Annotated in this window: 9 protein-coding genes and 1 pseudogene; 4 read left to right on the top strand and 6 right to left on the bottom strand. The window is 67.4% G+C overall.

Going from position 1 to position 12,004, the window contains the following annotated elements:
- Positions 1-31 precede the first annotated feature (31 nt).
- Positions 32-166: pseudogene (locus tag A5691_RS28265) on the bottom strand (hypothetical protein); the annotation flags it as partial.
- Positions 167-242: 76 nt separating this feature from the next.
- On the opposite strand from A5691_RS28265, the gene A5691_RS04495 reads away from it, so the two are divergent.
- From A5691_RS04495 to A5691_RS04485, 3 genes are read left to right on the top strand one after another with little or no spacing between them, the layout of a single operon-like run.
- Entirely contained in the window at positions 243-2,507 is a 2,265-nt protein-coding gene (locus tag A5691_RS04495; RefSeq protein ID WP_068015645.1) for a carbon starvation CstA family protein, read from the top strand.
- A 9-nt stretch (positions 2,508-2,516) separates the two neighbouring features.
- Positions 2,517-4,046 (top strand): Hsp70 family protein, encoded by a 1,530-nt coding sequence (locus A5691_RS04490; protein WP_067782807.1) that lies wholly within the window; start codon positions 2,517-2,519, stop codon positions 4,044-4,046.
- A 7-nt stretch (positions 4,047-4,053) separates the two neighbouring features.
- Positions 4,054-4,719 (top strand): nitroreductase family protein, encoded by a 666-nt coding sequence (locus A5691_RS04485; RefSeq protein ID WP_067782805.1) that lies wholly within the window; start codon positions 4,054-4,056, stop codon positions 4,717-4,719.
- A gap of 27 nt (positions 4,720-4,746) precedes the next feature.
- Here A5691_RS04485 and A5691_RS04480 read toward each other — a convergent pair whose 3' ends face one another.
- Positions 4,747-5,211 (bottom strand): cyclic nucleotide-binding domain-containing protein, encoded by a 465-nt coding sequence (locus tag A5691_RS04480; RefSeq protein WP_067753241.1) that lies wholly within the window; start codon positions 5,209-5,211, stop codon positions 4,747-4,749.
- Between the two features lie 301 nt (positions 5,212-5,512).
- On the opposite strand from A5691_RS04480, the gene A5691_RS04475 reads away from it, so the two are divergent.
- Complete coding sequence (locus A5691_RS04475; RefSeq protein ID WP_067753245.1) at positions 5,513-6,343, top strand: oxidoreductase; 831 nt, start codon at positions 5,513-5,515, stop codon at positions 6,341-6,343.
- Here the strand turns inward: A5691_RS04475 and A5691_RS04470 are convergent.
- From A5691_RS04470 to A5691_RS04455, 4 genes are all read right to left on the bottom strand, one after another.
- Positions 6,327-7,862, bottom strand: a complete 1,536-nt coding sequence (locus tag A5691_RS04470; RefSeq protein ID WP_067782802.1) for an AMP-binding protein — start codon at positions 7,860-7,862, stop codon at positions 6,327-6,329. The two genes, A5691_RS04475 and A5691_RS04470, sit on opposite strands and share 17 nt — an antisense overlap.
- A gap of 3 nt (positions 7,863-7,865) precedes the next feature.
- Complete coding sequence (locus A5691_RS04465; protein WP_068015644.1) at positions 7,866-9,383, bottom strand: aldehyde dehydrogenase; 1,518 nt, start codon at positions 9,381-9,383, stop codon at positions 7,866-7,868.
- 146 nt (positions 9,384-9,529) lie between these two features.
- A complete protein-coding gene (locus A5691_RS04460) occupies positions 9,530-10,636 on the bottom strand; it encodes an NDMA-dependent alcohol dehydrogenase (protein WP_067783487.1) in 1,107 nt (368 codons plus the stop codon).
- A 16-nt stretch (positions 10,637-10,652) separates the two neighbouring features.
- Positions 10,653-11,927, bottom strand: coding sequence for a cytochrome P450 (locus A5691_RS04455; protein ID WP_067756458.1), 1,275 nt, complete (start codon positions 11,925-11,927; stop codon positions 10,653-10,655).
- Positions 11,928-12,004: the final 77 nt, after the last annotated feature.

Genomic DNA, 12,004 nt, shown 5'->3' with positions numbered 1-12,004 from the left:
TACGCGCGCGAAACCGGCAGCGCTCGGTTTGTCAGTACAGCGCCCGCACGGTATCGATGGTGTCGGCCTCGGACGGGCTCTTGTCGTCGCGGTAACGCAGCACACGGGCGAACCGCAGCGCCACACCGCCGGGGTAGCGCGAGGATTTCTGGACCCCGTCCGAGGCCGACACCATCGATACCGTGCGGGCGCTGTACTGACAAACCGAGCGCTGCCGGTTTCGCGCGCGTAGGGTTTCGGCCGTGGCAGTGAAAGTGCACGACAAAGACGTCCGCTACATCCACACCGACGAACAACTGCCGCCCGTCGCGATCGTCGACCGCTCCCCCATCACCCTGCGGCACAAGGTCATGTTCGCGGTCATCGCCGTCGTCGGTGCCGTCGCGTGGGCGATCATCGCGTTCGCGCGCGGCGAGACGGTGAACGCGGTCTGGTTCGTGGTCGCGGCGATCTGCACCTACATCATCGGTTACCGGTTCTACGCCCGGCTGATCGAGATGAAGATCGTTCGCCCGCGCGACGACCACGCCACCCCGGCCGAGGTGCTAGACGACGGCACCGACTACGTGCCCACCGACCGGCGGGTGCTGTTCGGGCACCATTTCGCCGCCATCGCCGGGGCCGGCCCCCTCGTCGGTCCGGTGCTGGCGACACAGATGGGCTACCTGCCCGGCACCATCTGGATCATCCTCGGCGCGGTGCTCGGCGGCTGCGTGCAGGACTACCTGGTGCTGTGGATCTCCACCCGGCGGCGGGGCCGTTCCCTGGGCCAGATGGCCCGCGACGAACTGGGCGCGGTCGGTGGTGCGGCCGCGCTGGCCGGGGTGCTGGTGATCATGGTGATCCTGATCGCGGTGCTGGCCCTGATCGTGGTCAAGGCCCTGGCCGAAAGCCCGTGGGGCGTGTTCTCCATCGCCATGACCATCCCCATTGCGCTGTTCATGGGAATCTACCTGCGCTTCCTGCGGCCCGGGCGGGTGACGGAGGTGTCGGTGATCGGCTTCGCGCTGCTGCTCGCGGCGGTGGGATCCGGCAATTGGGTTGCCGAAACCCGTTGGGGTGCATCGCTGTTCACGCTCTCGCCGGTCACGTTGTGCTGGTGCCTCATCGGCTACGGCTTCGCCGCTTCGGTGCTGCCGGTGTGGTTGCTGCTGGCACCGCGCGACTACCTGTCCACCTTCATGAAGGTCGGCGCCATCGCCCTGCTCGCGGTCGGCATCTTCATCGCGCGGCCGGTCATGCAGGCACCCGCGATCTCGCAGTTCGCCACCAAGGGCAACGGTCCGGTGTTCGCCGGCTCGCTATTCCCTTTCCTGTTCATCACGATCGCGTGCGGCGCGCTGTCGGGATTCCATTCGCTGATCTCCTCCGGGACAACCCCGAAGCTGCTGGAGAAAGAAGGCCAGATGCGGCTGATCGGCTACGGCGGCATGATCACCGAGTCGTTCGTCGCCGTGATGGCGCTGATCACCGCGTCGATCATCAACCAGCACCTGTACTTCACGATCAACGCGCCTGCCGCGCAGACCGGCGCCACCGCGGCCCGCGCCGCGGATTACGTCAACTCACTCGGGCTGGCCGGCGCCCCGGCGACGGCCGACCAGATCAGCCAGGCCGCCGCCGGCGTCGGCGAGAAGTCCATCGTGTCGCGCACCGGCGGGGCACCCACGCTCGCCTGGGGCATGTCCGAGGTGCTGCAGCGCGTGTTCGGCGGCGCCGGACTCAAATCCTTTTGGTACCACTTCGCGATCATGTTCGAGGCGCTGTTCATCCTGACCACCCTCGACGCGGGCACCCGGGTCAACCGATTCATGCTCTCCGACACGCTCGGCAACATCGGTGGCCCGATGGCCAGGCTGCGCAACCCCAGCTGGCGACCGGGCGTGTGGATCTGCAGCCTGGCGGTGGTCGCCGCCTGGGGCAGCACACTGCTGATGGGCGTGACCGATCCGCTGGGCGGCATCAACACCCTCTTCCCGCTGTTCGGCATCGCCAACCAGCTGCTGGCCGGCATCGCGCTGACCGTCATCACCGTCGTCGTCATCAAGAAGGGGCTGCTGCGGTGGGCCTGGATCCCCGGGTTGCCCCTGCTGTGGGATCTGGCCGTAACGCTGACCGCGTCGTGGCAGAAGATCTTCTCCGGAGATCCCGCCGTCGGCTACTGGACTCAGCACGGCCAGTTCGTGGCGGCCAAGCGCGCCGGCAAGACCGCCTTCGGTGCGGCCAAGAATCCCCATCAAATCGACGAGGTCATCAGGAACACCTTCATCCAGGGCACCCTGTCCATCGTCTTCGCGCTGGTGGTCCTCATCGTCTTTGCCGCCGGAGTTGTGGTCGCCGCCAGGGCAATTCGTGGCGGCGGCAGGCCGCTGACCGAGGAGGATCCGGTGCCCTCGAAGCGGTTCGCGCCGTCCGGCCTGGTTCCCACCGCCGCTGAGCGCGCGTTGCAAAGACGATGGGACGCGCCGGGCAAAAAGGTCGTGTCGAACTCCCCCGCGCGGTCCTAAACTTGCGCGATGAGAGTCGGCATCGACTTTGGCACCACTCACACCGTCGTCGCGGCCGTCGACCGAGGCAACTATCCCGTCATCTCGTTTGACGGCCTCGACGCGTGGCCGTCGATCGTCGCGGCCAACGCGGCCGGGGAGCTGCGCTTCGGCGCGGACGCGGCCGCGGTCCGGCACGACGCGGGATGGTCGGTGCTGCGGTCGTTCAAACGCCTGCTCAACGAGGCCGGACCGCAGACAGAGGTGAGCCTGGCCGGCCGCACCCACCGCCTGGCCGATTTGCTCACCGGATTTCTGGCCCAGCTGAAGAGCGACCTCGTGCGTCGCTCCAACGCCAGCCTCACCGCGGGGGAAACCATCGAGGCCGCGATCAGCGTGCCGGCCAACGCCTCGAGCGCCCAACGCCTGTTGACACTGGACGCGTTCGTGGCGGCGGGCTTCCACGTCGCCGCGCTGCTCAACGAGCCGTCGGCCGCCAGCCTCGAATACGCGCACCGCTACCGGTCCACGATCACCGCCAAGCGGGAGTACGTCCTCATCTACGACCTCGGCGGGGGCACCTTCGACGCCTCGTTGCTCAAGATGACCGGGCACGCGAACGAGGTCGTCATCAGTGAGGGCATCCAGCGCCTCGGCGGCGACGACTTCGACGACGCGATCGTCGAGCTCGTCCTGGACCGCTCCCAACTGTCCGGGGTGGACGCGGCGGCCCGCGACCTGCTGCGGGAGGAGTGCGCCGCCCGCAAGGAGGCCGTGGGTCCACAGACGCGCCGCTTCCTGGTCGACCTCACCGGGGTCGGCGGGGCGGACCGGCCCCCGTTCTCCTGCCCCGTTGACGACGTCTATTCGGTGTGCGCACCGCTGGTCGACAAGACGATGGCGTTGCTCGACCGCGTGCTGCACAATCCGGCCGGCGCCGGCCGGGACGTGACGTGGTCGGAGGTCGCCGGCATCTACGTCGTCGGCGGCGCAGGCAGCTTCCCGCTGGTCTCCCGGATGCTGCGCACCACCTTCGGCGACAAGCGGGTCAAACGCTCGCCGCACCCCTTCGCGGCCACGGCGATCGGCCTGGCGGTCTTCCTCGACAAGGAGTCCGATTTCGCGCTGTCCGAACGCTTCTCGCGCAACTTCGGGGTCTTTCGCGAGGCCGAGGCCGGCGCGGGCGTGGTCTTCGACCCGATCGTGTGCAAGGACGTCTCCCTGCCGGCCGACGGGCACACCCCGCTGGTGGTGAAGCGGTCCTATCGTGCGGCCCACAACATCGGCCACTTCCGGTTCGTGGAATGCAGCCGCCTGGTCAACGGCCGGCCCGACGGCGACGTGACGCCCTACGACCCGGTGCTCTTCCCCTTCGACCCGGCGCTGCATGATCGCGACGACCTCGGGCGTCAGCCGGTGGGCCGGTGGCGGGACGGGCCCGACGTCGAGGAGCGCTACGTCATCGCCCCCAGCGGCGCGGTGGAAGTCACCCTGACCACGCAGCCGGCCGGGTTCAAGCGCACCTTCCGCCTGGAGCGCCGCGCCGCCGCGAGCGCGTGACGCGCCGATGGAACTTTATGACGTCATGAGAACGACGTTCGCGGCGCGGGAATTCACCGGCGACCCGGTGCCCGACGGCGTGCTGGCGCGCATTTTCGAAAACGCCCGGTTCGCCCCGAGCGGCGGCAACCGGCAGGGCGCCCACATCACCGTCGTGCGCGACCCGGACGCCCGGCGCCGGCTGGCCGAGCTGGGCAAGGCCGCCGCCCGTCGCTACTTCGCCCAGCTGCAGGCGGGCGAAAACCCATGGAATTCAATCCATCCCAGCCGTGTGCCGCAGGACATCATCGACAGCACCGAAATCCCCGACACGTTCGTCGCGCCGATCGTGAACGCGCCTGTCGTGCTTGTGTTTTCGGTCGATTTGACGGTGGTGGCGGCCGTGGATCAGGATCTGGGCCGCGTCGGCCTGGCCGGCGGCGCCTCCGTATATCCACTGGTGTGGAACGTCCTGCTGGCCGCCCGCAACGAGGGTTACGGCGGGACGATCACGACGATGGCCGTCGCCGCCGAGGAGGGAGTCCGCGAACTGCTGGGCATCCCTGATCGGCACGCGGTCGTCGCGGTGGTGCCGCTCGGCAAACCCATCCGGCAGCTGAGGAAGTTGCGCCGCCGGGCGGTCGCGGAGCTCGTCACCCGTGACCGCTTCGACGGTCCGGCATTCGACGGCTAGGGGGCCTGTCGCGGGACGGTGTCGTGCTCAGCCGATGACATCGGCATAGATGTCCAGGAGCCGGAACCTCGTCGCATCGAGATACTGTCCGAGGACCGCGATCACGCGCTTCTGCAGCTCGTACCCCAGTTCGTGGTCCTCTTCGCACTTGCCGCGCAGGCAGTTGCCGTCGAACCCGATGGCGCGCGTCGACTCGACGGCGCGCGCGTCGAACCGCGAGTTGTATGGCGGCACCAGCCACGACCAGCCAAGGATGTCTCCAGCTTGCAGCGTCTGCACCGTCAAGCCGCCCCGGCCCGGAACGGGGGTTTCGAGCGCGATCCGGCCGGCGCGGATCAGGTAGAAGTGATCGGCCGGGTAGCCCTCGCGGAAGATCAACTCACCTGCGGCGAAGCGCAGGTTCGCCGCGCACCCGACCGCCAACTGCAGATAGCGCGGGTCCATCCCGCCGAAGAACGGGTGGCGGGACAGAACGCCTTCTAGCGTCCTCACTGCCAATTTCCTTCACCGGTACCGATCGATTACTCAAGACGGACGATAGTTGATTGTGACGGCCCCGTCCCGCGATCGACGAGAAGAAATTGCCTGCCGAAAGCCACCGCCGCCGGGCGGGCCACCCTCGTACGATGCTTTCGTGACCGCCGCGGCTTCCCCGCGAGGCAAGTTAGCCGACGCGAGCGAACCGGCCGTATCGACGGCGGCGCGACGAGTGACCTGACGCCAACCACTGCCGTAGTCTGACAACGCGTTTCACGCCTAGATGTTGGGTTTCGGCGAGAAGGAGCCATCCCGCATGTCCACCTGGTTGATCACCGGATGCTCGACCGGACTCGGTCGTGCGCTTGCCGAAGCCGCCATCGGGGCCGGCCACAACGCGGTCGTAACGGCGCGCGACGTCGCGAAGGTCGCCGACCTGGCGTCCGGCGCGCCGGATCGGGTGCTCGCGGCCGCCCTCGATGTCACCAACCCCGCGCAGGTCGTCTCGGCCGTGCGGCAGGCCCACGAGCGGTTCGGCCGCATCGACGTATTGGTGAACAACGCCGGTTACGGTTACCGCGCCGCGATCGAGGAGGGCGACGACGCCGATGTGCGTACCCTGTTCGAGACGCACTTCTTCGGCACGGTCTCCATGATCAAAGCGGTGCTGCCCGGCATGCGGGCCCGTCGCAGTGGGGCGATCGTCAACATCTCCTCGATCGGCGCAACGGTGACCCCGGTGGGCTCCGGCTACTACGCGGCGGCCAAGGCCGCCATCGAAGGGATGAGCGGCGCCCTGCGCGGTGAGGTTGCCCCGCTGGGCATTTCGGTGACCGTCGTCGAGCCTGGCGCCTTCCGGACCGATTTCGCCGGGCGCTCGCTCGTCCAATCGGCGACCGTCATCGACGATTACGCCGGCACCGCCGGGCAGCGTCGCAAGGAGAACGACACCATGCACGGCACCCAGGCGGGCGAACCCGCCAAGGCCGGCGCCGCGATCATCGCGGCCGTCGAATCGAGTGAGCCTCCGGGTTTCCTGCTGCTGGGCCCTGACGCCCTGGCCTTCTACCGCTACGCGACGGATGCGCGCGCCGCCGAGATCGCGAAATGGGAACGGCTGACAAGCGGCACTAACTTCGGGCCGTAACCGCCTGTCGCAGTCTGGTTTTGGCCAGCTTTCCGGTAGGTGTTCGGGGTAGGTCGTCGACGAAGTCGACCGAACGAGGCGCCTTGTAGTGGGCGATCCGGTCGCGGACATAGTCGATGAGATCCTGTGCCAACGCATCCGTCCCGCTCACCCCGGGCGCCAGCTGCACGAGGGCTTTGACCTCTTCGCCCATTTCGGGGTGGGGAACGCCGATGACCGCGACGTCGAGCACCGCGGGGTGCAGCGCCAGGGCGTTCTCCACTTCCTGCGGGTAGATGTTGACCCCACCCGAGATGATCATGAACGACTTTCGGTCGGTCAGGTACAGGAATCCATCGGGGTCGAGGTAGCCGAGATCGCCGACGGTCGTCCAGAATGGATGTTCCGGGTGGCGGGCCGCGGCGGTCTTGTCGGGGTCGTCGTGGTATTCGAACGGCAAATGATCGCGTTCGAAGTACACGGTCCCGACGGCACCGACGGGTAGCTCGGTTCCGTCGTCGCCGCAGATGTGCAGCACGCCGAGCACGCTTCGTCCCACCGACCCCGGGTGGGTGAGCCATTGCTCGGAATCGATGAACGTCAGGCCGTGCGCCTCGGTGGAACCGTAGAACTCGTAGACAATGGGGCCGAGCCACTCGATCATCGCCCGCTTGACATCGATGGGACAGGGCGCGGCGGAATGCATGAGCATCCGCAGACTCGAGAGGTCGTAACGGCCGCGGATGGACTCGTCGAGTTTGAGCAGCCGCACGAACATGGTGGGAACCAGCTGTGCGACGCTGATGCGGTAGTGCTCGATGTAGCGCAATGTGGATTCGGCGTCGAACTTCTTGGCCAGCACCACGGTTCCACCCAGCGCCTGCACCATGCCGCACCATCGCAGGGGCGCGGCGTGGTAGACGGGCGCCGGCGAGAGGTAGACGTCGCTGGCTGTTATTCCGTAGAAGTGGCTGGCCATCGCCACGATCGGATCACCGGGTTCGTCGACACGCCGATGCGGCAGCGGGGGCTTGACCCCCTTGGGGAATCCCGTTGTGCCGGAGGAGTACAACATGACCGCGCCGGATGGTTCCCGGGGCAGGCGGGGGCCGGCCTCGGCGAGGGCCGTTTTGTAGCAGGCGAAACCGTCGACGTCACCGCCGAAGGCAAGCCGCAGCCCGGGACCTTCGACCTGCGCGCTGACGTCGATTGCCAGGTCGGCCAGCGCAGCCGAGGCTATCAGCGCGCGTGCACCCGAGTCACGCACGATGTAGCCGGCCTCCCGCGCCGTCAGGTGGTGATTGACGGCGGTGATGTAGAGGCCCGATCGTTGCGTCGCCCAGTACACCTCGAAGACCTCGGCGGCGTTGTCGGAGAGCAGTGCGACGACGTCGCCGCGGCGGAGCCCGGCGTCGTAGAGCACCCGCGCAAGCGCGGCGGAGTTGTCGTCGAGTTGCCGGTAGGTCAACACTTTTCCGGACTCCGCCAGAATGACCGCGGGGCGCTCAGGGGCATTGTCCGCGTGGGTACCCGGGTACATCGGTCAGCTCGCCGCGGCGGCTGAAACGACCACGGGATAGACCCGCTTGGCACGGTCATTGGTCATGTCGATGTGCACGAACTTCTGTTCGGTGTACTCGTCGAGGGCACGCGGCCCGAGCTCACGGCCCAGACCGCTTTGCTTCACGCCGCCGAACGGGAACATCGCATTGACCATGTGCCAGTCGTTGATCCATACCGTGCCGGATTCCAACTCGCGCGCGATAGCCAGTGCCCGTTCGTTGTCGGTGCTCCACACGCCCGCCGACAATCCGTACTCGCTGTCGTTGGCGATCGCGACGGCCTCGGCGTCGTCGGCGTACTCGATCACGACCAGCACCGGCCCGAAGATCTCCTCTCGCGCCACCCGCATGTCGTTGGTTGCGCCGGTCAGGATCGTCGGGGCGACCCAATGGCCATCGGCGAGCCCGGCGTCGGCGGGGACCGCGCCCTGGAACGCGATCTTGCAGCCCTCCTCTTGCCCGAGCGCGATGTACTTCTCCACGCGCGCTTTCTGTTTGGCGGATATCAGCGGCCCGACATCGGTGGCCGGGTCCATCGGATTACCCACGACAAGGGTGGACGCACGGGCGACCAGCCGTCGCACGAACTCGTCGTGAATCGATGCGTGCAGCAACAGCCGGGTTCCGGACTCGCAGGCCTGACCACACATCAGCAGGAATCCGAACAGCGTGCCGTCGACAGCCAGGTCCAGGTCGGCATCGTCGCAAACGATGTTGGCGCCCTTGCCGCCCAACTCCAGGGTGACCTTCTTGACGTTGTCGGCGGCGGCGCGCATCACGGTCTTACCGACTTCGGTCGAGCCGGTGAAAGCCACCTTGCGCACATCGCGGTGTTCGGCGAGCCGGGCGCCGACGACCGGCCCGGATCCCGTGACAACGTTCAGCACCCCCGCGGGCAGCCCGGCTTCGTCGGCCGCCCTGGCCAATTCGAGCAGAGTCAGCGGGGTCTGGTCGTCGGGTTTGAGCACTATCGTGTTGCCGGCCGCCAGGGCGGGGCCCAGCTTCCACACCGCCAGCAGCAACGGAAAATTCCACGGCACGATGCCGGCGCAGACGCCCACGGGCTCGCGACGGAGCAGACCGGTGGCCAGCGTGGGTGCCTCGATCAAGGGGCCGGCTTCCTCGAACGCATACGATCGCGCCTGCGAGGCGAAGTACTTCAGGTGGGCGATCGAGTAGCCCAAGAGAAACGTGCCCGCTGTCCGTGCGGTTGCGCCGTTTTCGCGAACCTGCAGCGCGGTCAACTCGTCGAACCGCGCGGCGAGGTTGCCGGCGATCGCATCGAGGAAACGGGCGCGTTCGTCCGGGGGCGTCAGTCGCCAGACACCGGAGGCATGTGCCGCCCTTGCCGCAGCGACGGCCTCGTCGGCTGCAGCGACATCGCCCCGCGCGACTGTCGCGACCAATTCATTGGTAGCGGGATCGCGCACCTCCGAGCTGCTTGACGCGTCGCGCCAACGCCCGTCGATGTACATCGGATAGTGCGGAATGTCGGTCATGTCTTCCTTATGTTCATCGGATCCGTCGGCGCCAACGTACGAAACTCTTGAATCGATCGGCGGCGTGGTGGGCCGCGCTAACCCCGGCCGGGATCCCCAGCGGGGCAGCAATAATGACGAAAATGATGATGAGGCTCATGAACTGTTCAGAAGCGGATCAGCCCACGCAGATTCACACCTGCGCGCATGTCGTCGTAGCCCTGATTGATCTCTTCGAGCGTGTACTCGCGGGTGACGAGTTCGTCGAGCTTCAGCCGTCCGGCGTGATACAGATCGAGCATGCGGGGGATGTCGTGACGGGGATTCGACGACCCGAAAACCGAACCGCGGACCTGCTTTTCGTACATGATCAAGTCGAACAGCGACATGTCGACGGAGGTGTCCGTCGGGTGCGGGATCGCGGTCATGACCACCCTGCCGCGCTTGCCGACCAGGCTCAACGCCTGCGCTACGTATGCACCCTCAGCCGAGTCGGTGCTGACCACGCATACGTCGGCCATCTGGCCGCGGGTCTGGTCGGTGATCAGGGCGTGGGCCTCCTCGACCGTCGCCGCGGTGTGGGTGGCCCCGAACTCCAGCGAACGGCGGCGTTTGTACTCCACGGGATCGAGCGCGACGATCACGCGTGCGCCCGCGATCCGCGCGCCCTGCACGGCATTCATTCCGATGCCGCCCACACCCATGACCACCACGGTGTCGCCGTCCCGTGCCGCTCCGGTGCGCACCATGCTGCCGTAGCCGGTGGTGACACCGCAGCCGACCAGCGCGGCGGTGTCCAGCGCGGTGGACGGATCGACCTTGATCACCGAAGCCATCGGCACCACGGTGTACTCGGAGAACGTTCCCAGGACGCACATCTGGCCCAGCGCTTGGCCTTTCGCGTGGAATCGGAAGGTGCCGTCGAGTTGCGGTCCGGCGATGATGGCCGCACCGAGCACGCACAAGTTGCTCATCCCGCGCGAACACGGTTCGCAGCGGCCGCAGGCCGGAATGAAACTCAGCACGACCTTGTCGCCCTCGGCCACTTCGGTGACGCCCGGCCCCACCTCGACCACGACGCCCGCGCCCTCGTGCCCGCCGACCACCGGTAGCTGCATCGGCATGTCGCCGGTGACCAGGTGGTCGTCGGAGTGGCACAGCCCGGCGGCGGCCACCTTGACCAGAACCTCGTTCTCCCGCGGCCCGTCGAGGTCGACCTCTTCGACCGACCATTTCTGGTGTAGTCCCCACACCACCGCTGCCTTCGTTTTCATCGAAACCTCCTTGAAGTCAGCGCTTCTCGGGTGTCCAGGTCGCCGGCAGGCTGTTCACACCGTTGATGAAGTTGGCAAGAGCATAGTGGGGCTCGGGCGCTGAGATGTCCGGAATGCGCGTGTAGACCTCGGTCAGCAATGCCTTGAGCATCGTGCGGGCCAGCGCCGCGCCCAGGCAGAAGTGCGGGCCTCCCCCGCCGAAGGCGATGTGCGGGTTGGGGTTTCGCAGAATGTTGAACGAATGGGGTGCGTCGAAGACATCCTCGTCACGGTTGCCCGAGTAGTACCACAGCACGACCTTGTCTCCGGCTTTGATCTGTGAGCCGCGCACGGTGATGTCCTGGGTGGCGGTGCGGCGCATGTGGAGCAGCGGCGATCCCCAGCGCAACACCTCCTCGACGGCGGTGCCGACGCGCCCCTCGACGTCCTCGGCGAGCAGCGCGCGCTGGTCGGGGAACTTCGAGAGGGCGGCGATGGCGTGGGCCGAGGCGTGCCGCGTGGTGTCGTTGGACGCGACGCCCATCAACACGAAGAACGCCTTCAGCTCGTCGTCGGTCATCTTCTTGCCGTCGAACTCGGCCTGCACCATCCACGTCATCAAGTCGTCGCCGGGGTTGGCCCGCCGCTCGGGGATCAGCACCGTTGCCACCTCGTGCAGGTCCATCACGGCGCCCATGAACAGCTCGAGTTCGCTCTGCTCGCCGCGGATGTTCGGGTCGGTCCAGCCCACCAGCCGCTGGGCGGCGGTGACGGCCTTGTCGCGCAGCTCACCGTCGGGCAGCCCGAAGAAGCTGCCGAAGATGCGGCCGGGCAGCTTTACCGACACGAGTTGGACGAAGTCGCCCTCACCAAGGTGCGCCATCTCGCTGACCAGGTCGTGGGCGTGGCCGCGGATCCAGCCTTCCAAGCGGCGCACGTTCTTGGGCTTGAAGGCCTCCGTGGTGATCCCGCGGAGCTGGGTGTGGCGCGGGGCGTCCATGGCGATGAACGACTGCGCGATCTCCACCGCCTCGGGTGCGAAGTCCTCCATCGTGATGCCCTGGGCAGAGGAGAAGATCTCCGGGTGACGGCTGGCCATCCGGATGTCGTCCTGTTTGGTCAGCGACCAGAACCCCCTGGTGTTGAGCTCGGGGGGCAGCAGGTCCGACTCCGCGGGGCGACTCCACGGCACGGGATTCTCCGCGCGCAGGACGGCGAAGGCGGCGTCCCGCTCTTCCGGGGGTCTCGCCCAGAACTCCCGGGCGCTCAGGTCGATGTCTTTGTGGGTGGGCGCGGTCGTGGGTGCGGTCATCAGGGGGCCCTTTCTGGCGGTGCGCAGTGGTGCGCGTCACCGCGGCTTCGCCCCCATGCTGGTCAGCGCGACGGCGG

Source organism: Mycobacterium sp. E183, assembly GCF_001667735.1.
In the GTDB taxonomy this organism is placed as follows: Bacteria; Actinomycetota; Actinomycetes; order Mycobacteriales; family Mycobacteriaceae; genus Mycobacterium.
Note: the sequence above shows the minus strand (reverse complement) of the source record. Positions and strands in the feature narration are given on the sequence as shown.